This window comes from Brachybacterium huguangmaarense (assembly GCF_025725725.1).
GTDB lineage: Bacteria > Actinomycetota > Actinomycetes > Actinomycetales > Dermabacteraceae > Brachybacterium > Brachybacterium huguangmaarense.
Genome location: NZ_CP107020.1, coordinates 1350687 through 1371707, shown reverse-complemented (window position 1 = coordinate 1371707; position 21021 = coordinate 1350687). Strand labels below are relative to the sequence as shown.

The window sequence follows — 21021 nt, the reverse complement described above, 5'->3', positions numbered from 1 at the left end:
TCCGCCGCGGCCCTCCTCGTCTCCCGCCCGTCGGGCGTGGGGTTGCTGTGCGCGGAAGCGGCTACTTCACCGAACCGGCTGCGAGGCCGCCGATGATCCGGCGCTGGAAGATCAGCACCATCACGATGAGCGGCACCGTCACGATCAGGCCGGCGGCCATCTTCGTGCCGTACGGGGTGTCGAACTGCGAGGAGCCCGTGAACTTCGAGATCGCGACGTTCGCGGTCTGCATCTCCGGCTGGTTGACCATCGTCAGCGCGATGAGGAACTCGTTCCACGCCGCGATGAAGGTGATGATCGCCGTCGTGAACACGCCCGGTGCCGCGAGCGGCAGGATGATCCGCCAGAACGCCCCGAAGCGGGTGGTCCCGTCGACCATGGCCGCCTGCTCGAGCTCGACCGGCAGCTGCCGGAAGAACGCGTTGAGGTTCCACACCGCGAGCGGCAGCGCGAACGACATCGTCGGCAGGATCATCGCCTGGTAGGAGTTGATCCAGTTGAAGGGCCACCACTCGAACCCGCCGCTGAACAGCTTCAGGAGCGGCACGACGAGGGTGATCACGGGGAACATCGATGTCGCCACGATCAGGAACATGACGAGCACCTTGCCGCGGAAGTCCAGCCGCGCGAGGGCGTAGGCGCCGAACGTGCCCAGCAGCAGCACGAGCACGGTGGTCCCGCCCGCCACGATGAGCGAGTTGACGAGCGCCCGCGCGAAGTGGTTGTCCGGGTCGAACACCGCGACGAAGTTCTCGAAGCTGATCGGGCTCGGGATGAGCTCGGTCGACCGGCCCTCGCTCGGCAGCCTCAGCGCCGAGACGAGCATCCAGTAGAACGGCGCCAGGCAGTACACCAGGATGAAGGCCATCCCGATGCCGATCAGGATCGCACCGGTGCGGCCGCCCTTGATCTTCTTGGGCGTCAGGAGCTCGCCCGAGCTCGAGCGGACGCCCTCCTTCTTCGTGCTGCTCGCCGTCGCGGTCATGCCATGCTCCCTTCCGCCGTGCTGCGCATCCGTCGTGCGGCGCGTCGGCTCTTCCTGCGTGGTGTCTGCTCACCGATCACGTCGGCGCCGAGCACGCGGACGAAGACGAACGCCACCAGACAGATGTACGCGAACAGGATCATCGAATAGGCCGACGCCATGCCGTAGTCGGTCTTGCCGGCCGCGTCCGAGGCGAGCATCGACAGCGTCTGCCCGGAGCTCAGACGCCCCAGCAGCACGTACGGCAGGTCGAACATGCGCATCGCGTCGAGCATGCGGAACAGCACCGCGACCACGAGCACGGGCCGCACGAGCGGCAGCGTCACCCGCCAGAACGTCTGCCAGCGGTTGGCGCCGTCCATCTTCGCGGCCTCGTAGACCTGGTCGTCGATCGTCTGCAGGCCCGCGAGGGTCAGCAGCCCGATGTACGGCGCGGTCTTCCAGATGTCGGCGATGAGCACGGCCGCCTTGGCCTGCCAGCCCTCCGTGGTCCACAGGATCTGGTGGCCCAGCAGGCGGTTGGCGATGCCGTTGGCGTCGAAGATGAGCTGCCACATGAGGGCCGACACGACCGTGGGGATTGCCCACGGCACGAGGATCGAGGCGCGCACGATGCCCGTGGCGCGCATGGCGCGCGCCATGATGAGGGCCATCGCGACGCCCAGCACGGTCTCGATCGTGACGCCCACGACCGTGAACAGCGTCGTGTTCCAGAACGCGTTCCAGAAGCCCGCGCCGGCGCCTGCCGACGTGAACGCGGTCGCGTAGTTCTCCAGCCCGACGAACGTGTCGCCGCGCTGCAGGATGCCGGTGGTCGGATCGATGTCGCCGCCGGACTGGGTGAGCGACTGCCACGCCGAGAGGACGAGCGGGAACCCGACCACGATCGCGAGCAGGACCAGGGTGGGCAGCAGGAGGAGGTAGGCCATCCTCCCCTGCCCGCCCGTGACGGCGCGCCGGTGCGTCTCAGCCATCGGTCACTTCTTCGTGAGGTCCGCGAGCTGCTTCTGCAGATCGGTCATCGCGGCCTTGGCCTCCGTCTCCCCCGAGATGCAGCCGTACGCCGCCTCCTGGATCGCCTGGGTGACCTCGCCGTACTTGACCACCTGCGGCCGCGGCACGCCCTTGTCGATCGCGTCCTTGAGCTGATCGAGGTAGGGGTACTTCTCCTTGATCTCGGCGTCGGTGTACATCGCCTGCGAGGCGGTGGGATTGCCCGTCTGGAGCATCCACGCCTTCTGCTGCTCCTCGGCGGCCATGAAGGCGATGAAGTCGAGGGCCGTGCCCTTGTTCTTGGCGAACGCGCTGACGGCGTAGTTCAGACCGCCCACGGTCGACGTGCCGTCGCCCTTGACGGCGGGCACGAGGGAGACGAGGACCTTGTCCTTGACCTGCGAGGAGCCGTCGTCGGCCTGGAACTTGTCGTAGACGTAGGGCCAGTTCTGCAGGAAGGCCAGCCGGCCGTCCTGGAACGCCTGACGGGACTCCTCCTCCTTGTAGGTGAGCGCCTCCTTGGGGATGTAGCCCTTGTCGAAGCCGTCGCGGATCGTCTGCAGGCCCAGGACCGCCTCGGACGAGTCGGCCTGGGGCTGGCCCTGGTCGTCGAAGAGCTCGCCGCCGGCGGACTTGACGACGTCCGTGATCTGGCAGGTCAGGCCCTCGTACTTGGAGTACTGCGAGCCGAAGCCGAGCAGATCGGGATTGGTGCCCTTGACCTTCTCGAGGATCTGGTACATCTCCTCGAAGGTCTTGGGCGCCTCGGTGTAGCCCGCCGCCTCGAGCACGTCCTTGCGGCTGAACAGCAGCTGGGCGTTGGTGGCGAACGGCATCGCGTAGAGCTTGTCGAAGTAGGTGCCGGTGGCCACGGTCGCGGGGATCGCGGCGTCGACGGGCAGCTTGTCCTTCGGCAGCTCGACGACCCACTGGTTGGCCGCGAACTCGGCGGTCCACACCACGTCGAGGCCCAGGACCGAGTAGGCGTCGGACTTCGCCTGCGCGTTGTTGATGAACTGGCTGCGCTGGTCGTCGGCGCTCTCCGGGAGCTCGACCAGCGTCACGGCCTCGTCGCTGTGGTCCTTGTTCCAGCGGTCGAGGAAGTCCTTGAGGATGCCCGAGGTGTCCTTGCCGGTGGCGAAGGTGATCGGGCCGCGCTCGGAGAAGTCGGCGGCGGCGCCGCCGCTGTCCGAGCCTCCCGAGTCGTCCGAGCCCCCGCCGCACGCGGCGAGACCGAGGGCGGCGGCGGCGCCTGCACCGGCGCCGAGGACAGTGCGGCGGCTGAGGCCGCGACGACGTGTCGTCATGTCGAAACTCCTTTGTTCGCACCAGCGGGTGCTGCACCCCCTGCGCGGACTCGCCCGGAGCCCGCGCAGGCCAATATATGACGTCGATGACCCAGGTCACACGGCAGAAGTCCGCACGCGGACATTGCAACGCAGTTGTGACCTGGGACACGGCTATCGGGAGCGATCGCCCCCGAGAGGATCACTTCCCGGCGACCTCCGTGAGCGTCTTCTGCAGGTCGGTCATGGCGGCCTTGGCCTCGGTCGAGCCGGAGATGCAGCTGTAGGCGTTCTCCTGAATCGCCTGGGTCACATCGCCGTACTTGACCACCTGCGGACGGGACACGCCCTTGTCGATCGCGTCCTTGAGCTGCGGGAAGAAGGGGAACTGCGCGATGACGTCGGCGTCCTCGTACACGCTCTCGGCGGCCGTCGGCTGGGCCGTCGCGATCGCCCACTCCTTTTGGCGCTCCTCGGCCACCATGTAGGCGATGAAGTCGACCGCGGTCCCCTTGTTCTTCGCGAACGCGCTGATGCCGAAGTTCAGGCCGCCCAGGGTGGAGACCCCGTCCCCGGTGACGGCGGGGACGAGGGAGACCAGCACCTTGTCCTTGACCTGCGAGGAGCCGTCGTCCGCCTGGAACTTCTCGAAGACGTAGGGCCAGTTGGTGAGGAACACAAGACGCCCGTCCTGGAACGCCTGGCGGGACTCCTCCTCCTTGTAGGTGAGGGCCTCCTGGGGGATGTAGTCCTGGTCGAAGCCGTTCCTGAGGGTCTGCAGACCGGCGATGGCCTGCTTTGAGTCGGCATGCGGCTTGCCCTGGTCGTCGAAGAGCTCGCCGCCGGCCGACTTGACGATCCCGGTGACCGCACACGTCAGACCCTCGTACTTGGAGAACTGGCCGCCGTAGCCGAGCTGATCGGGGTTGGCCCCCTTGACCTTCTCGATGATCTGGTACATCTCGTCGAAGGTCTTGGGCGCCTCGGTGTAGCCCGCGGCCTCGAGCAGATCCTTGCGGCTGAACAGCAGCTGGGCGTTGGTCATGAAGGGCACGCCGTAGAGCTTGTCGAAGTAGGTGGCCGTCTCCACGGTGGAGGGGATGAGCGTGTCGAGCGGGAACTTGTCCTTCGGCAGCTCGACGACCCACTGGTTGGCCGCGAACTCGGCGGTCCACACCACGTCGAGGCCCAGCACGGTGTAGGCGTCGGACTTCGCCTGGGCGTTGTTGAGCAGGTTGCTGCGCTGCTCGTCCGAGCTCTCGGGCAGCTCGACGAGCGTGACCTTCTCGTCGGGGTGGTCCGTGTTCCAGGCGTCGAGGAACTCCTGCAGCTTGCCCGTCGTGTCCTTGCCCTTGGCCAGGGTGATCGGGCCGCGCTCGGAGAAGTCGGCGGCGGCGCCGCCGCTGTCCGAGCCTCCCGCGTCGTCCGAGCCCCCGCCGCACGCGGCGAGACCGAGGGCCGCGGCGGCCCCCGCGCTCGCGCCGAGGACGGTGCGGCGGCTCAGGCCGCGACGATGTGTCGCCATGTCGAAACTCCTTTGTTCGCATCAGCGGGCGGTGCAGCCCCTGGACGGGTCCGCTCCCGGCCCGCGAGGTTAAAAGTAGCGGGGACGGATCGCGCTGGCCAGGGAGAACGTGCGGGTCTCGCGGAATTGCAACACAGTTGTGACCTACCCCACGGTCACCGTCGGCACGCCTCGCCGCCCCCGGTCGTCGCGGCGCTCTCGAACGTCGGGGCCCGACGCTAGATTGGTGCGCATGCCCGATGCTGCCGAGCCCTCCGCGACCCCCGATCCGCTGACCCTCCCCGCGAGCACGGTGCCCGCCCCCAGGTCGGCGCCCGCGATCCGCTGGGGCATCATCTCGCCCGGGGGGATCGCCGGCTCCTTCGCGCGCGCGGTCCACCGGGGCACCGCCTCGCAGATCGCCGCCGTCTGCTCGCGCTCCCTCGACCGGGCGGAGGCCTTCGCGAGCGAGCACGTGCCCGACGAGGGCGCCCCGCCGCGCGCGTTCGACGACGTCACGGCCATGCTCGAGGCCGGAGGCATCGACGCGGTCTACGTGGCCTCGCCCCACGCCCAGCATCACGACTACGCGCGCACGGCGCTCGAGGCCGGCCTCCCGGTGCTCGTGGAGAAGGCGTTCACCCTCGACCGCCCCCAGGCGGAGGACCTCTTCGCGCTCGCCCGCGAGCAGGGCGTGCTCGCGATGGAGGCGATGTGGACCCGCTTCCTGCCCCAGATGGACGTGCTCGGCCAGGTCGTCGCGTCGGGGCTGCTCGGCGAGGTCGCGTCCCTCGCCGCGGACCACGGCCAGCACTTCGCGTTCGACCCGTCCCATCGCCTGTTCGCCCCCGAGCTGGGCGGCGGGGCCCTGCTCGATCTCGGCGTCTACCCGATCTCGTTCGCGCAGGCGCTGCTGGGCGACCTCTCGGAGCTCGCCGTGCGCGGCTCCCTCACGGCCACGGGCGTCGACGCCCAGTCGAGCCTGCTGGCGCGCGGCGCACGGGGCGGCCTGGCGATGCTCGACGCGACGCTGCTCGCACGCACGCCCACCGAGGCCTGGGTGGCCGGCTCCGCCGGGCGCGCTCGCCTCACGGGGCCCTTCTACGCCCCCGGCACGCTCACCGTCGACCTCGACGACGGGCGTACCGCGTCCTTCACCCATCCGGGCGACACGTCGCTCGGCATGTCGTTCGAGGCCGCGGAGTTCGCACGGTGCCTGCACGCCGGGCTGTTCGAGTCGCCGCGCATGACGTGGGACGACACGCTCTCCGTGCTCGGCACGATGGACGCCGTGCGCGAGGCGCTCGGCACGGTCTACCCAGGGGAGTCCGCGCCCGGGCAGTGGCTGGGAGCGCGGTGAGCGCCGAGCTGCGCGTCCCCGCCCCCGGCCCCTCGCCGCGGGGCCTGTTCGTGACGGTCGAGGGCGGCGACAGCGCGGGCAAGTCGACCCAGCTGCGCCTTCTGCGCGAGCATCTGCTGGGGTCGCGCGGGCTGGCCCCCGACCAGGTCCTGACCACGCGCGAGCCCGGCGGCACCGCTCTGGGCGCGCAGCTGCGCGAGCTGATCCTGCACGGCGACCACGTCGACCCGCGCGCGGAGGCGCTCCTGTACGCGGCCGACCGCGCGCACCACGTCGCGACCCTCGTGCGCCCCCACCTCGAGGCGGGCGGCGTCGTCCTGTCCGACCGCTACCTCGACTCCTCGGTCGCCTACCAGGGCGTCGGGCGAGCGCTCGACCCGGAGCAGGTCGCGGCGCTGTCGCTGTGGGCCACGGGCGGGCTGCTCCCCCATCGCACGCTCCTGCTCGACATCCCGCCGGAGACCATCTCGCGGCGCCGCGAGGCCGGCTCCCTCGACCGCCTCGAACGCGAGGGCGAGGTGTTCCACGCCGCCGTCCGCGAGCAGTTCCTGGCGATGGCCGCGGCCGATCCCGGCCGCTGGCGCGTGATCGACGGCTCGCGCTCGCGCGAGGACGTGCACGCCGACGTGGTCGCCGCCCTCGCCGCCGACCTCGACGCCCTCGCCGCGAGCGGCCCGGAGCCCCGATGAGCGTGTGGGACGAGGTCGTGGGCCAGGAGGCGGCCGTGGCACGGTTCCGCCGTGCCGCCTCGCCGGAGGGCACGCTCGCCCAGGCCTGGCTGATCACGGGGCCGCCCGGCTCGGGACGCTCGACGGCCGCGCGCGCCTTCGCCGCCACCCTCGAATGCGAGAACGACCCTCCCGTCGGCTGCGGCCGCTGCCGCGCGTGCGTCACCGTGCTCGCCGGCACGCATCCCGACGTCACGGTGGTCGCGACCGACAAGCTGTCGATCTCCAAGGACGAGGTGCGCTCCCTCGTGCTCACCGCGCAGCGCTCCCCCGCGACGGGCCGTCACCGCGTGATCATCGTCGAGGACGCGGATCGGATGAGCGCGGGCACCTTCAACGTGCTCCTGAAGTCGATCGAGGAGCCGCCGCCGCTGACCGTGTGGATGCTGTGCGCGCCCTCGGCCGAGGACCTCGCGCCGACGATCCGCTCGCGCTGCCACGTCGTCACCCTCACGATCCCGCCCGCCGAGACGGTCGCCGAGCTGCTCGTGCGGCGCGACGGCGTCGATCCGGAGGTGGCCGGGCGCAGCGCCCGCGCCGCGCAGGGGCACATCGGCCTCGCGCTGCGCTACGCGACCCAGCCCGGTGCGCTCGAGGGGCGCGAGCGGGCCGCCCGGACCCTGCTGTCCCTGCGCGGGGCGGGAGCCGCCGTGCTCGCGGCGCAGGCGCTCGTGGACCAGGCCACGTCGGAGGCCAAGGAGCACGCGGACGAGGTGAGCGCGGCCGAGCGCGAGCGGTTCCTGCGCTCGGCCGGCATCGAGGACGAGAAGGTGCCGCCCGCTCTGCGGGCCCAGTACCGCCAGCTCGAGGAGGACGCCAAGCGCCGCCAGACCCGGCTCGTGCGCGATGTGCTCGATCGCTACCTGCTCGACGCCCACTCGGTGCTGCGGGACGTCCTGACCCTCCAGCTCGACAGCGGCTCCGCGCTCGTCAACCCCGGGGTGCACGACGCCCTCGAGGAGGCGGCGGCGACCTCGGAGGCGGGCGACTCCCTGCGCCTGCTCGACGCCGTGGGCACCGCTCGCGCGCGGATCGCCGGGAACGTGCCCCCGCTGCTCGCGCTCGAGGCGCTCCTGGCGCAGGTCGCCGTCAGCCGACGCTGAGCGCCGGCGCGACACTCAGTCGCGCGCGCCCGCCTCGGCGCCCGCGACGGCGGGCTCCTCGGCGTGCTCGAAGTCGACGCGGAGCTCGTCGATCACGATGCGGTCGGCGGGGTTCTCTCGAGGGGCCTCCTCCTGGCCGGTCTCGGAGTGCGAGCCGCAGCCGTACTCGAGGGAGACCACGCGACCGTCGGCGGGCGACCACTCGTTGGTGCACACGCCGAACTCCTGGCGCAGCGAGCCCGACAGGAGCGAGAGGAAGCCGCACGTCGAGCAGTGCGCCGCGACGGTGCCCTTGCGATGGCGACCGCTCAGCTCGCGGGGCCCGAAATCGCCGGCGACCCAGCGCTCGGCGGCGTCCTCGCGGCCCTCGGGCGCGAGGACGCGCGGGCGCCCCAGGCCGAGCTCCCACAGGGCGACCCGGTCGGCCTCGGCGTCGTCGGTCTGCTCGTAGCCCTGCTCGAGACGGGGATCGTCGTCCCGGTAGGGCAGGAGGTCGTCGGCGCCGACGTCGGAGGGCCGCAGCCGCTCCTCCCACGGCTCCCAGGCCGGGGCCAGCAGGGCGTCCTCGCCGGGCAGGAGGGCGGTCTCGGAGACGGTGGGCGCCTTGGCGCGCGGAGCACGGGCGAGCACCACGACCCACGACCAGCCGCGGTACCCGGGCATCGTGCACTCGAAGACATGGGTCACGAGACGCTCGCCGCTGGCCTCGACGCGCACGTGCACGCCGACCTGGCCGGGCTCGGTCACGGACTCGACGGCCTCACGGGCGAGGTCGATCGCGTTGGCGCTCACGGCGTCGAGGCGGGCTGCGGTGCGGGGCATCGGCTCAGGCCTCGAAATCGTCGGCGACGGCGCGCAGCACGGTCGCGATCTTCTCGGCGTGCCCGCGGTCGGGGTAGCGGCCCCGGCGCAGTCCGTTGGAGGCGGAGTCGAGGAGGCGGATCAGGTCCTCCACGAGCACGGCCATGTCCTCGGGCTTCTTGCGACGCGCGCGCAGCACCGACGGCGCGGGGTCCACGAGCTGGAGGGAGAGGGCCTGGGGGCCACGGCGCCCGTCGGCCACGTCGAAGTCGACCTTGGCGCCCGGGCGCAGGGTCGTCACGCCGTCGGGCAGCGTCGAGGCGTGCACGTACACGCTGCCGCCGTCCTCGTCCGTGAGGAAGCCGAATCCCTTGTCGGCGTCGTAGAACTTCACCTTGCCACGTGGCACGTCGATCCCCGTCTCTGCGCCCGGAGGGGCGCGGCCTGCTGTCGTGGCACCCGGGGCGCGGGTGCCGGTGCGCGATGCTCGCGCGTACTGGATGCTGAAGGGGCGCGGGGTCTGCAGTCGAGGGCGAGCCCGGCCGCGCCGTGGTCCTCAGTCTACAGGCGGGGCCGCGCGGGACGAGCTGTTCGCCGAGGGCTCACAGCCCGGCACGGCGGCGCAGCTCGGGCACCTCGACCCGGGGCGGCGCGCCCGCGGGCACGGGCGCTCCCATCGCCTCGAGCAGCGCCTCGACCATCATCGCGGTGAACCCCCATACGAAGGCCTCGCCGGGCAGGTCGAAGGCGGGCCCGGTCTCGGTGCCGTCGATCAGGCCGATGCGTCGCACCGCCGGTGCCGTGAGCGAGCCGGGCCCGCTCACGGGTGCCCACAGCACCCGCTCGACCTCCGCGGGGTCGACGGCCCGCAGCGCGGGCGCCTCGGGCACCCAGCCCACGACGGGCCGCACGGTGTAGTTGCGCCACGGCATGGCGATCGGCGCGAAGGAGCCGAGCACGCGCACGGCGTCGGGGTCCAGCCCCGTCTCCTCGCGCGCCTCGCGCAGCGCGGTCGCGACGTCGTCGGGGTCCTCGGGCTCGGCCCTCCCGCCGGGCAGCGCGAACTGGCCCGGCTGGGACCGCATCACGTGGGACCGCTCCTCGAGCAGCAGCGACGCCTCGGCCAGGTCCTCGCCCGCGACGAGCAGCAGGACGGCGCTGCGGCGCGGGTTCCAGCGCTCGGGCGCGCGGCGCAGCGGCCGCGCGAGCTCGTCGTCGCCTCGTGCGGTGCGCAGCGCCACCGTGCGCAGGAACTCCGGGATCGTCGGCTCCGCGCCGTTCATGCGGCCGCTCCGGCCGAGGGGCACACGCCGGCGAGCATGCACTGCCCGCAGGCGGGCCGGCGCGCATGGCAGATCGCGCGGCCGTGCTCGATGAGGCGCAGCGAGAGGGTGGTCAGCGCGATCGCGGGGGCGCCGGCGTGCTGCACGCCCTCGACGACGTCGCGCTCGACGCGAGCGGGGTCGGTGCTCGAGGTCCAGCCGAGACGGCGGGCGAGCCGTGCGACGTGGGTGTCGACCGCGAGGGCGTCGGCGCCGTACCAGACGCCGCGCACCACCAGGGCGGTCTTGCGCCCGACGCCGGGGAGCGCCTCGAGGGCCTCCTGCTCCTCGGGCACCTCACCGTCGTGGTCGTCGAGGAGGGCACGGGCCAGGGCGACGACGCGCCGGGACTTGGTGGGCGCCATCCCGACGGGGCGCAGCACGTCCTCGACCGCACCGACGTCGGCGGCCGCGAGAGCCGGCGCGTCGGGCCAGCGGCCGAACAGCTCGGGCGTCACCTGGTTGACGCGCACGTCGGTGGTCTGTGCGGACAGGACGGTCGCGACGAGCAGCTCGAAGGCGTCGTGGTGGACGAGCGCGGTGCGCGCGTCGGGGTAGGCCTCGGCGAGGCGGTCGGCGACCGTGCGCACGGGCGCGGGCGTCCGGGCGGAGGCCTCCCGGCTCGGGGCGCGGCGCTGCCGTGAGGGTCCCACCAGCGCTGTCTCCTTCCCGCGGGGTGTGCGTCCCCGCGACGCGTCCATGTGACCGGACCCACGCATCATCGCGGATCATCAGTCACAATGGAGGCGAACACTGCGTCCCGACCAGATGGGACACCCAGCTCCAGGAGGATCCGTGGACGAGAACATCGTACGTTCGTCACCCTTGTTCGCCGCTCTCGACGACGACGGCAAGCAGGCCGTGCTCGCGTCGATGACCCAGGAGGATTTCCACCGCGGCGCGGTCATCTTCCGCGAGGGCGATCAGGGCGACCGCCTCTTCATCATCGCGACGGGCAAGGTCAAGGTGGGCCACGCCTCGGGCGACGGCCGCGAGAACCTGCTCGCGGTGCTCGGCCCGGGCGAGACCCTCGGCGAGCTCTCGCTGTTCGACCCGGCGCCGCGCAACGCGACCGCGACCGCCGTGGCCGAGACGTCGCTCTACTCGCTGTCGCAGCAGGACCTCTACCGCGTCCTCGCGCAGCGTCCCGAGGTGGCCCGTCACCTGCTGGCGAGCCTCGCCCGGCGCCTGCGCAAGACCAACGAGTCGCTCGCGGACCTCGTGTTCGCCGACGTGCCCGGCCGCGTCGCCAAGAACCTGCTGGACCTGGCCCAGCGCTTCGGCCGCCAGACGGACGACGGTGTGATGGTCGCCCACGGCCTCACCCAGGAGGAGCTCGCGCAGCTCGTGGGCGCGTCCCGCGAGACGGTCAACAAGGCCCTGGCCGACTTCGCCTCGCGCGGCTGGATCCGCCTCGAGGCACGTGCGGTGCTGCTCCAGGACATCGAGCGCCTGAGCCGCCGCGCCCGCTGACCCCGCTCCGCCTGCACGAGGCCCGTCATCGCTGACGGGCCTCGTGCGTCGTGCGGGGCTCCCGCGACCTACTCGGGGCCGGAGAGGTGCTCGATCGCGGCACGCAGGTTCCACTCGGCGCCCTCGCGCAGCTCGGGCGCCAGATCCGGGCCGTACACCTCGCGCAGCAGGCGGGGCATCGTCAGCGCACCCCGCGCGCGTGCCGCCCGCACCTGCTCGACGCGGGCGAGGCGGTGCTCGATCGCCTGCTCGATCGCGGCGAGCGCCGCGGGGGGCGAGCTGAACGCCTCGCCGTGCCCGGGCAGGATCTCCGAGATCCGGCCGTCCATGCACAGGGCCCGCAGCACGCGCAGGGACTGCAGGAAGTCGCCGAGCGAGCCGTCGGGAGGCACGATCACGGTCGACGAGCCGCCCAGCAGGGTGTCGCCCACGAGCAGACGTCCCCCGACGACGAGCAGCGCGATCGAGTCGGCCGTGTGACCCGGCAGATGGATGACGTGGCCGAGCGTGCCGCGGTCGCCGTCGAGCCGGCCGGGCGGGATGCGCGACCCCGGCACCGCGGCCGGGTCGGCCGCCCACAGCGGCACCTGGGTGCCGCCGCGGTTCTCGAGCCGGCGCCGCAGCGTGCCGGCCGCCTCGATGTGGTCGTCGTGACGATGCGTGACGAGCACGCCGGCGGGGCGCACCCCGCGCGCGAGACCCGCCGCCTCCTCGACGGCGGCGAGATGGCCGGCGTCCCGCGGCCCGGGATCGATCACCCAGGCCTGGTCCCCGTCGCGCACGACGTAGGTGTTGGTCCCGTCCAGGGTGAGCGGCCCGGGGTTCGGCGCGCGCACGCGCGTGATCTCGGGCAGCGGCGCCCGCTCGTCGCGCAGGCCCTCCTCGTTCACGAGAGGGCGGTCTCCTCGGCGGCGACCTCGACCACGAGATCGACCTCGACCGGGGCGTCGAGCGGCAGCACGGCCACGCCGACCGCGCTGCGGGCGTGCACCCCGGCGTCGCCGAACGCGAGGCCGAGCAGGTCGCTGGCCCCGTTGACGACGGCGGGCTGCCCGGTGAAGGCGGGGTCGGAGGCGACGTAGCCGGTCACCTTGACCACCCGCACCACGCGGTCGAGGTCGCCGATCCGGTCGGCGATCGCGGCGAGAGCGTTGAGGCAGCAGACACGGGCGAGCTCGCGCGCCTGCTCGGGGTCGATCTCGGCCCCGACCTTGCCGGTCGCGGCGAGGGAGCCGTCGACCATCGGCAGCTGACCCGAGGTCCACACGGTCGAGCCCGAGACGACGGCGGGCACGTAGCTGGCCACGGGGGCCGCGACGGACGGCAGGGCGTAGCCGGCGGCCTCGAGCCGCTCGATCACCGCGGACACGCTCATGCCGCCGAGAGAGGGCGCTTGAGGTAGGCCACGAGCGAGTCCGGGTTGGGCCCCGGCACGACCTGGACGAGCTCCCAGCCCTCGCTCCCGTAGTTGTCGAGGATCTGCTTGGTCGCGTGGATGAGCAGGGGGACGGTCAGGTATTCCCAACGGGTCATTGCAGTCATGGCCCGACTCTAGCCGGGGCTAACGGGGCACGGTCTCCCCGGCCGCCCCCTGGGTGCGGGTGCGGGCCCGGTCGAGCAGGGCGTACCAGTCCTGCACATGGGGATGCTCGCGGAGCACGCGACGGCGCTCGCGCTCGGTCATGCCTCCCCACACCCCGAACTCGATGCGGTTGTCGAGCGCGTCGGCCAGACACTCGATGCGCACGGGACATGCCGCGCACAGGGTCTTGACCTGACGCTGGTCTGCTCCCTGGACGAAGAACCCGTCCGGGTCCAGGTCCCGGCACTGGCCCTGGGCGGCCCAGCTGCTGTCCGATCTCTCCGTGGTCATGCTGATCGTCACGAACGTACCTCCCGAATCGTCGTTGACCCGTCTGGTTCATGGCCATCCTAGGGAGGGCCGCCCGCCCTGCCAAGCCGGGCTTTCCCCGCGAGGGCGTCGGCGGCGCACGTTCGCGCCGGTGGGAGCGGCACGCGTCGCTGAGACGGACGTTCGCGCTCGCGGCCCCGTACTGTAGGCCCATGGCGCAACTCGACGACCTCCGCGACGAGGGACCGGACTCGACCGGTCGCCGCTCCCTTCCCGCCGCGGCCTCCCAGACCCTGATGCTGCTCCTGGGCCTGCTCGCGGTGTGCGGGCTGGTCGGCGTGCTCATGGCCGCGTTCTTCCTCCCCGCCGTCGCGATGACCTCGCAGGCCGCCGAGGGCGGTGTCAAGCTCTTCGACTCCTACCCGGCCGAGCTCGAGGTCGAGCCGCTCAACGAGTCCAGCCGCATCGAGGCGGCCGACGGCTCGCTGCTCGCGACGTTCTACACGGAGAACCGGATCATGGTCCCGCTCGACCAGATCTCCCCTTACATGCAGCACGCGGTGATCGCCGTCGAGGACCGCCGCTTCTACGAGCACGGCGCCGTGGACTTCCAGGGCACGCTGCGAGCGCTCGTCTCCAACTCGATGGGCTCCTCGACCCAGGGCGGTTCCACGCTCACCCAGCAGTACGTCAAGAACGCCCTCCTGATGGACGCCGTGCAGCGCGGCGACCAGGACGACATCGACAAGGCGACCGAGCAGACCTACGGCCGCAAGCTGCGCGAGGCCAAGCTCGCGATCTCGCTCGAGAAGAAGTGGAGCAAGGACGAGATCCTCAACGGCTATCTCAACCTCGCCCAGTTCGGGCCCTCGCAGTACGGCGTGCAGACCGCCTCCCTGCACTACTTCTCCAAGGACGCCAAGGACCTGAACCCCGGCGAGGCCGCGATGCTCGCGGCCATCACCAACGGGCCCAACCAGTACGACCCCGTCAAGCATCCCGAGGCGGCGCAGGAGCGCCGCAACTTCGTGCTCACACGCATGCTGAGCCAGGGGTACATCACCCAGGAGGAGTTCGACCAGTACTCCCAGCAGCCCGTCGGCGACATGCTGCACGTGCAGAACGTGCGGGCCGGCTGCGCCGACGCGGGCGGCAGCGGGTTCTTCTGCGACTACGTCACCCGCGTGCTCGTCAACGACCCGAACTTCGCGCCGACCGCCGAGGAGCGGCGCAAGCTCCTGTACGGCGGCGGACTCACGATCCGCACCACGTTGGACCCGGGCAAGCAGAAGATCGCCGAGGACATCCTCAACCGGAAGGTCCCCGCCGACTCCGAGAGCGGCTTCGGCCACTCGATCGTCACGGTCGAGCCGGGCACCGGCAAGATCCTCGTGATGGCGCAGAACCGCACCTTCAACCCGTTCCAGGACGCGGCCAAGGGCGAGACGGCGATCAACTACAACGTGCCCAAGCAGTACGGCGGCGGCAGCGGCTTCCCGGTCGGCTCGACCTACAAGCCCTTCGTGCTGACCCAGTACCTCGAGACGGGCCACTCGATCTACGACACCGTGGCCACCGCTCGCGGCACGATGAAGTCCTTCCCCGCCCACTGCCTCTCACGCGGACGCTGGTACGAGAGCGACGGCTGGGATCCGGACAACGCCGTGGGCTTCACCCTGCCCGCCCAGCAGACCGTGCTGGACGCGACCAAGTTCTCGGTCAACACGTCGTACGCCCACATCGCCCAGCGCATCGACCTGTGCGACATCGGCAGCCGGGCCCGCTCGATGGGCGTCGTGCCGGCGACCTACGACAAGCTCTCCGACGACGCGTCCACCAAGCCGATCGAGGACATCTACGGCGAGCGCCTGGCGCCGGCGGCCCTGATCCTCGGCGAGCAGAACATCTCGGCGCTCGACATGGCGGCGGCGTACGCGACCTTCGCGGCGGGCGGCACCTACTGCGTGCCCACCCCGATCACCTCGGTCACCGATCGCGACGGCCAGGAGATGGCGACGTCCGGCTCGCAGTGCAGCCAGGTGCTCGATGAGAAGGTCGCCGACGCCGTGCAGTGGGTGCTCCAGCAGGACCTCGAGGATCCGCGCGCGACCGGCAAGGGCAAGATCATCCCCGGCCATGACGCGGGCGGCAAGACCGGCACCTCGAGCAGGGAGTACCACACCTGGTACGTCGGCTTCACCGAGCAGCTCTCGACCGCCGTCTGGTACGGCTCGCCGCGCGGCAACGAGCGCCCGCAGGGCACCGTGGTCGACGGCAAGCGCCTCTACGGCGACGTCTACGGCAACACGGTCTCGCTGCCCACGTGGCAGGAGTACATGACCGACGTGACGCGGGACATGGACAACGTGCCCTTCCCGGATCAGCCCCCGCGCGGCTCGCTCGTCGGCAACGGCTCGGGCGAGGCGGACTCCGGGGACACCGTGCCGGACGTGTCCGGCAAGTCCGTCAAGGAGGCCACCTCGATCCTGGAGAAGGCCGGGTACGTGGTGTCCTCGCGCGACGGCACCTCCGACAGCGTCCCGAAGGGCTCCGTGATCGGCACCGAGCCCGGCGCCGGAACGGCTCTGTCCGAAGGCGGCCCGGTCACGATCATCCGATCGGCCGGTTCGTGAGGAACGGGCGTCGGCGCGCCGCGGCGGTCGCCGTCGGCGCGGCGGCCCTGGGCGCCGCCGCCGCGCACGTCTGGGCCCGCCGCATCGAGATCCATCGGTACACGCTGCGGCGCGAGGAGCTGCACGTGCTGCCCGCGGGCGCCGACCCCGTGCGGCTCCTGCACATCTCGGACATCCATCTGATGCCCGAGGACCGCCGCAAGCTCGCGTTCCTCAAGGAGCTCGGGCGCCTCGACGTGGACCTCGTGGTGGACACGGGCGACAACATCGCCTCGGCGCGCTCGGTCGCCCCGCTCGTGCACGCGCTCGACCCGCTGCTGCACCGTCCGGGCGCCTTCGTCATGGGCAGCAACGACATGTACGCCCCGGGGCCCAAGAACCCCCTGCGCTACTTCCTGCCGGATGCGCGCCCGGACGGCTACACCGAGCCGGAGCGGCCGCTCGAGCTGCCCACCGAGGAGCTCGCCGCGGGGCTGTCGCGGCACGGCTGGCGCGACCTGACCAATCGGCGGGACGAGAGCGTGGTCGACGGCCTGCGGATCCGCTGGGTCGGGGTCGACGACCCCCACCTCGAGCGTGACGAGATGCCCGCCCCCGCGGAGGACGCCGACCCGGCCACGACCGCCCCCGTCGTGAGGATCGCCGTCGCCCACGCGCCGTACCGGCGGGTGCTCGACGCCTTCGTGCGCGACGGGGCCGATCTGATCCTGGCCGGGCACACCCACGGCGGCCAGCTGCGGGTGCCGGGCTTCGGCGCGCTCGTCACCAACTGCGATCTCCCCCGATCGCAGGCGCGCGGCCTGTCGACGTGGAGCGGCGTCCCTCTGCACGTGAGCGCGGGGATGGGGGCGAGCCCGTACTCGAACTACCGCTTCGCGACACCGCCCGAGGCGACTTTGCTCACGTTGCTCCCCCGCGACCGATGACGGGTCGCTCGCATCGCCGGGGAGTTGGTAGTGTTGCCTGCTGGTGAGCCGCTCCGCGGATCACCCTCGGGGTGTGGCGCAGCTTGGTAGCGCGCCTCGTTCGGGACGAGGAGGTCGCAGGTTCAAATCCTGTCACCCCGACCACCGGCCTGGGCCGCGACGTCGTCGACAGACGCGTCGCGGCCCAGGCTTTTCGTCGTTCCCGGGGCCTGCACCCGCCCGGCCCCGCTCACATCCGTGACAGCCGCACGAGACGCTCGGCCGGCGTCTCCTGGGAGCGGTCGGGCACCGGCATCTCCGGGAGCCGCGAGTATCCGGGCACGTGCTCGCGCAGCAGCCGGTCGAGGGTCTCCGTCGTCTCGGGGGTCGCGATCATCATGTTCGGCCCCAGCGGCCCTCGAGCCCGCACGGGCAGGTCGTCGGCACGGCCGTCGCCCGGGCCCGAGCGGCTCCCGACGAGGCTCCGCAGGCCGGGCCACCCCCTGGCGCCCGGAACCGTCGGCAGCCCTCGAGACGTCGCTCCGGCGGCCGTCTCCGACGCGGAGGCGGCCTCCTGCTCCTCCCCGTGGTCGCGCAGCTCCGTGCCCCGCGCGTCGAGCACGACCGCGGCCTCGTGAGCTCGACGTCTCCAGTCGCCCAGCGCGGCGCCGAAGGCGTCGGCGTCCGGCCCCACCCAGCACCCTCCGTCGAGCGTGCCCAGGATCGTCTCGACGGCCTGCTCGAGGGCGCCGAGAAGATCCACCGCCGCCCCGACCTCGGCCGCCAGCTCCTCCAGCGCCGTCGGGTCGGCCCCGTGGAAGTCCGCCTCGCCCATCGCATCCTCCGTCCCCTGTCCCCGCCGTCCGTCACGGCGAGGTGGAGGTCCACCGTGCACGGGCGGTGGCGACCCGCGCACGGGGCCGGCCGACCCGGTGGACAGCGCGGACGTGGGGAGGGAAGGGCACCGCCCCTGAATCACATGGCTGCAATTACCACGGCGTCGAGCCGAGGCGCGGGAGGAAACGCGGGGCACCAGCCCGCGATGGGCAAAATCTTGGCAAAGGTGCGCCGTGAAGAGGGTAAATGCTTCTCGTGAAGACCCTGTGAAGGACCGTACCCTGGCGTAGGTGCCGCCCGATCGGGGCACCGTCCCCGCGGCCGCCTCCCCGTCCCCGCCCGGACCCTTCCTCCCCCCAGGGACGGGCAGGAACGCGCGCATCCCCCCTGCGTCGCGCGCCATGGGCGGCCCGAAGGAGTCCCCCAGATGTTCCGCACCCCCCCTCGCGGCGCGCACCGGGCACCCGGTCGCGCCGTCGTCGACTATCGGGCCCTCGCGGTGCCGGTCGGCCGGTCCGTGAGCGGCGCAGCCGTGCTCGGAGCGGTCACCGCCGGCGTCGCGATCGCCGGTGTCGGCACGGCCAACGCCCAGGCCCCCGGCTCCCCCCAGCCCCGGACCGTGGCACCGCCGTCGCTCGCACCGCAGGCCCTCACCACGGTCGCCCCCGCCGTCTCCCCCGCAGCGCCGGTCGTCCCCCCGTCCGTCGTCACCCTGCGGTCCGGCGCGCGCGGCAGCGCCGTCACCTCCCTCCAGGAGGCGCTCAACGCCAACGGGGCCTCGCTCGCGGTGGACGGCAAGTTCGGTTCCGCCACGCTCCAGGCCGTCCGCAGCTTCCAGCGCGGCGCCGGCCTCGTCGTGGACGGCGTCGCCGGGGCCAGGACCTGGGCGGCGCTCGGCGGAGCCCCCGCCTCGGGCTCCTCGGGCTCGTCCACCTCCTCGGGATCGTCCTCCTCGAGCCAGCCCAAGTTGCGTCAGGGCGACCGCTCCGCGGCCGTCACCACCCTGCAGAACCTGCTGCGGGACAACGGCGCGTCGATCGCGGCGGACGGCAAGTTCGGCCCCGCGACCCATCGGGCCGTGCTCGCCTTCCAGCGGTCGGCCGGTCTGTCCGTCGACGGGGTCGTGGGCCCCAAGACGTGGTCCGCCCTCCGCAACGGCCAGGGCAGCGCGGCGGGCTCGGGATCGTCCTCGTCGGGCTCGTCCTCGTCGGGGTCGTCGGGCTCGTCGTCCGACGTGAGCGGCTCGGCGATCGTCTCCTCCGCCAAGGCGCAGGTGGGCGTGAAGTACGTATGGGGAGGCTCCTCGCCCTCGCAGGGCTTCGACTGCTCGGGGCTGACGAGCTACGCGTACAAGCAGAACGGGATCACGATCCCCCGCACGGCGCGCTCGCAGGCGCTCGGCGGCCAGATCATCTCGCAGTCCGAGGCCCGTCCGGGTGATCTCGTGGCGTTCACCGCCGACAACTACGGCCACATCGCGATCTATGCCGGCGACGGCAAAATCGTCGACGCCTCGGGGTCCCAGGGCAAGGTCGTCAACCGGAGCATCTGGAACTCTCCGCACGTGTTCGTCACCTATCGCTGACGGACGATCCAGGCCGCGCCGGCCTGTCCGACGGTCATGACCGTCACCGGGAAGGGACAGGGCGTCGCGAGGGGCCCGGTCGGCATCGCCGACCGGGCCCCTGTGCATGCCGGGGCGCGATTCGCCGTCCCCAGTCCTCCGATGTTTCGGGTGACCTGTGAAACACTTGTCGGCGGCGACGGTCGTCCACCGCCGTCCAGTCGACCTCGAGGAGTTCCTCCATGTCCGATCCGATCGCCCTCGTCCCTCTGCCGCGCTCCGCCGTCTGGTCCTCCGAGACGTGGGAGAGCGACGATCCGTGGAGCGCCCTGACCGTGGGCGTCAACGACGATCTCCCCCGCTCCGAGTACACGCTGACGATCTCCCCGGCGGGGGCGAGCCTGACGGCCGGCAGCGAGGCCGCGCTGGCCGATGGCCGCAACACCTTCGCGCAGATCGTCGCGGGCGCCGAGGGCCCCCTGCCGTGCGTCACCATCTCCGATGCGCCGCGCTACGCGTGGCGCGGGCTGATGATCGACGTGTCCCGCCACTTCCTCGCGATCCCCGATCTCGAGACCATGATCGACGCGATGGCCCTGCACAAGCTCAACGTGCTGCACCTGCACCTGACCGACGACCAGGGCTGGCGCGTCGAGATCAAGGGCTACCCCCGCCTGACCGAGGTGGGAGGCTTCCGTGCGCAGTCCCTCGTCGGCCAGATGCAGGGCACCGATCCCGCCGACTACCGCTTCGACGGCGAGCGCCACGGCGGCTTCTACACCCAGGACCAGCTGCGCGACCTCGTGGAGTACGCGCGCCGCCGCGGCGTCATGATCGTGCCCGAGGTCGACCTCCCCGGGCACATGCAGGCCGCCGTCGCCGCCTACCCCGAGCTCGGCAACTTCCCCGAGACCACCGGCCGCTCGATCGGGGTGCGCGAGGTGTGGGGCATCTCCGATCACGTGCTCGGCGTCTCCGACGCGGTCTTCACCTTCCTGCGCGACGTGCTCGAGCAGGTCGCCGACATCTTCCCGGCCCCCTACGTGCACATCGGCGGCGACGAGTGCCCGCGCGTCGAGTGGGAGCGCTCGACCGAGGCACGGGAGCGGATGAACGAGTGGGGCCTCAGCCGGGTCTCGGAGATCCAGGGACGCTTCACGCAGTTCGCCGCCGACGTGCTGCGTGCCAAGGGCAAGCGGGCGATCGGCTGGGACGAGGTGCTCGAGAGCCACCTGCCCGACGACATGATCGTCATGAACTGGCGCAAGCCGTCGGGGATCGAGGAGGCGACCTCGCGCGGCTTCCCGACCGTCGTCGCGACCGAGTCGGTGCTCTACTTCGACCACGCCCAGGCCAAGGGGCACGACGAGCCCCTCGCGATCGGCACGGCCGTCACGACGCTCGAGGACGTGTACACCTCCGAGCTGCTCCCCCGGGACCTCGACGAGCACCAGCAGTCGCTCATCCTGGGCATCCAGGCGCAGCTGTGGACGGAGTACATCACGAGCGCCGAGCACCTGCAGTACATGGCCTTCCCGCGCCTGTGCGCGGTCGCCGAGCGGGCGTGGGGCTCCCCGGAGCAGTCCTTCGACGAGTTCGACGAGCGGCTGCGCAGCCACCTGGGCCGGCTCGACGCGCTCGGCATCGCCTACCGCGCCCTCGACTGACCCTCGCG

Annotated in this window: 21 protein-coding genes and 1 tRNA gene; 9 read left to right on the top strand and 13 right to left on the bottom strand. The window is 72.0% G+C overall.

Annotated features, from left to right (window positions below; genetic code table 11):
• Positions 1–61: 61 nt before the first annotated feature.
• The 4 genes from BRM3_RS06030 to BRM3_RS06015 form a co-directional block, all read right to left on the bottom strand.
• Positions 62–985 carry a carbohydrate ABC transporter permease gene (locus tag BRM3_RS06030; RefSeq protein ID WP_263595177.1) on the bottom strand — a complete coding sequence of 308 codons (924 nt, stop codon included), beginning with the start codon at positions 983–985 and terminating at the stop codon, positions 62–64.
• Positions 982–1959, bottom strand: coding sequence for a carbohydrate ABC transporter permease (locus tag BRM3_RS06025; RefSeq protein ID WP_263595176.1), 978 nt, complete (start codon positions 1957–1959; stop codon positions 982–984). Before BRM3_RS06025 ends, BRM3_RS06030 begins: the two co-directional genes overlap by 4 nt.
• Positions 1960–1962: 3 nt before the next feature.
• A complete protein-coding gene (locus BRM3_RS06020; RefSeq protein WP_263595175.1) occupies positions 1963–3285 on the bottom strand; it encodes an ABC transporter substrate-binding protein in 1323 nt (440 codons plus the stop codon).
• Between the two features lie 181 nt (positions 3286–3466).
• Positions 3467–4789 (bottom strand): ABC transporter substrate-binding protein, encoded by a 1323-nt coding sequence (locus BRM3_RS06015; RefSeq protein ID WP_263595174.1) that lies wholly within the window; start codon positions 4787–4789, stop codon positions 3467–3469.
• 232 nt (positions 4790–5021) lie between these two features.
• Here BRM3_RS06015 and BRM3_RS06010 point away from each other — a divergent pair, with 232 nt between their 5' ends.
• The 3 genes from BRM3_RS06010 to BRM3_RS06000 are packed head-to-tail and all read left to right on the top strand — an operon-like array spanning position 5022 to position 7959.
• Positions 5022–6128 (top strand): Gfo/Idh/MocA family protein, encoded by a 1107-nt coding sequence (locus BRM3_RS06010; RefSeq protein ID WP_263595173.1) that lies wholly within the window; start codon positions 5022–5024, stop codon positions 6126–6128.
• On the top strand, positions 6125–6817 hold the full coding sequence (tmk, locus tag BRM3_RS06005; protein WP_263595172.1) for a dTMP kinase: 693 nt from the start codon (positions 6125–6127) through the stop codon (positions 6815–6817). The genes BRM3_RS06010 and tmk overlap by 4 nt, the downstream gene beginning before the upstream one ends.
• A complete protein-coding gene (locus BRM3_RS06000) occupies positions 6814–7959 on the top strand; it encodes a DNA polymerase III subunit delta' (protein ID WP_263595171.1) in 1146 nt (381 codons plus the stop codon). The genes tmk and BRM3_RS06000 overlap by 4 nt, the downstream gene beginning before the upstream one ends.
• A 15-nt stretch (positions 7960–7974) precedes the next feature.
• Here the strand turns inward: BRM3_RS06000 and BRM3_RS05995 are convergent, their stop codons facing one another.
• The 4 genes from BRM3_RS05995 to BRM3_RS05980 form a co-directional block, all read right to left on the bottom strand.
• Positions 7975–8781: a DUF3027 domain-containing protein gene (locus BRM3_RS05995; protein ID WP_263595170.1), complete on the bottom strand. Its 807-nt coding sequence runs from the start codon at positions 8779–8781 to the stop codon at positions 7975–7977.
• Between the two features lie 4 nt (positions 8782–8785).
• Entirely contained in the window at positions 8786–9169 is a 384-nt protein-coding gene (locus BRM3_RS05990; protein ID WP_263595169.1) for a cold-shock protein, read from the bottom strand.
• Between the two features lie 193 nt (positions 9170–9362).
• On the bottom strand, positions 9363–10043 hold the full coding sequence (locus BRM3_RS05985; protein WP_263595168.1) for an NUDIX hydrolase: 681 nt from the start codon (positions 10041–10043) through the stop codon (positions 9363–9365).
• Positions 10040–10735, bottom strand: a complete 696-nt coding sequence (locus BRM3_RS05980) for an endonuclease III domain-containing protein (protein WP_263595167.1) — start codon at positions 10733–10735, stop codon at positions 10040–10042. Before BRM3_RS05980 ends, BRM3_RS05985 begins: the two co-directional genes overlap by 4 nt.
• Before the next feature lie 142 nt (positions 10736–10877).
• Between BRM3_RS05980 and BRM3_RS05975 the strand changes: the two genes are divergently transcribed.
• Positions 10878–11555: a Crp/Fnr family transcriptional regulator gene (locus BRM3_RS05975; RefSeq protein ID WP_318152443.1), complete on the top strand. Its 678-nt coding sequence runs from the start codon at positions 10878–10880 to the stop codon at positions 11553–11555.
• Between the two features lie 68 nt (positions 11556–11623).
• Here BRM3_RS05975 and BRM3_RS05970 read toward each other — a convergent pair whose 3' ends face one another.
• From BRM3_RS05970 to BRM3_RS05955, 4 genes are read right to left on the bottom strand one after another with little or no spacing between them, the layout of a single operon-like run.
• The gene (locus BRM3_RS05970; RefSeq protein ID WP_263595166.1) at positions 11624–12445 is read right to left on the bottom strand and encodes an MBL fold metallo-hydrolase; all 822 of its coding nucleotides are present in this window, start codon (positions 12443–12445) and stop codon (positions 11624–11626) included.
• Positions 12442–12930 (bottom strand): RidA family protein, encoded by a 489-nt coding sequence (locus BRM3_RS05965; RefSeq protein WP_263595165.1) that lies wholly within the window; start codon positions 12928–12930, stop codon positions 12442–12444. The genes BRM3_RS05970 and BRM3_RS05965 overlap by 4 nt, the downstream gene beginning before the upstream one ends.
• A complete protein-coding gene (locus tag BRM3_RS05960) occupies positions 12927–13097 on the bottom strand; it encodes a DUF4177 domain-containing protein (protein ID WP_263595164.1) in 171 nt (56 codons plus the stop codon). The genes BRM3_RS05965 and BRM3_RS05960 overlap by 4 nt, the downstream gene beginning before the upstream one ends.
• A 19-nt stretch (positions 13098–13116) precedes the next feature.
• Positions 13117–13428, bottom strand: a complete 312-nt coding sequence (locus BRM3_RS05955; RefSeq protein WP_263595163.1) for a WhiB family transcriptional regulator — start codon at positions 13426–13428, stop codon at positions 13117–13119.
• A 191-nt stretch (positions 13429–13619) separates the two neighbouring features.
• On the opposite strand from BRM3_RS05955, the gene BRM3_RS05950 reads away from it, so the two are divergent.
• The 3 genes from BRM3_RS05950 to BRM3_RS05940 all read left to right on the top strand — a co-directional run bounded on the left by BRM3_RS05950 (position 13620) and on the right by BRM3_RS05940 (position 17110).
• Positions 13620–16040: a penicillin-binding protein gene (locus BRM3_RS05950; protein ID WP_263595162.1), complete on the top strand. Its 2421-nt coding sequence runs from the start codon at positions 13620–13622 to the stop codon at positions 16038–16040.
• Positions 16037–16966: a metallophosphoesterase gene (locus BRM3_RS05945; RefSeq protein WP_263595161.1), complete on the top strand. Its 930-nt coding sequence runs from the start codon at positions 16037–16039 to the stop codon at positions 16964–16966. Before BRM3_RS05950 ends, BRM3_RS05945 begins: the two co-directional genes overlap by 4 nt.
• Before the next feature lie 67 nt (positions 16967–17033).
• Positions 17034–17110: transfer RNA gene (locus BRM3_RS05940), tRNA-Pro, on the top strand.
• 85 nt (positions 17111–17195) lie between these two features.
• Here BRM3_RS05940 and BRM3_RS05935 read toward each other — a convergent pair.
• Entirely contained in the window at positions 17196–17780 is a 585-nt protein-coding gene (locus BRM3_RS05935; RefSeq protein ID WP_263595160.1) for a WXG100 family type VII secretion target, read from the bottom strand.
• A gap of 429 nt (positions 17781–18209) precedes the next feature.
• Here BRM3_RS05935 and BRM3_RS05930 point away from each other — a divergent pair, with 429 nt between their 5' ends.
• Positions 18210–19367: a peptidoglycan-binding protein gene (locus BRM3_RS05930; protein WP_263595159.1), complete on the top strand. Its 1158-nt coding sequence runs from the start codon at positions 18210–18212 to the stop codon at positions 19365–19367.
• Between the two features lie 221 nt (positions 19368–19588).
• Positions 19589–21013, top strand: a complete 1425-nt coding sequence (locus tag BRM3_RS05925; protein WP_263595158.1) for a beta-N-acetylhexosaminidase — start codon at positions 19589–19591, stop codon at positions 21011–21013.
• Positions 21014–21021: the final 8 nt, after the last annotated feature.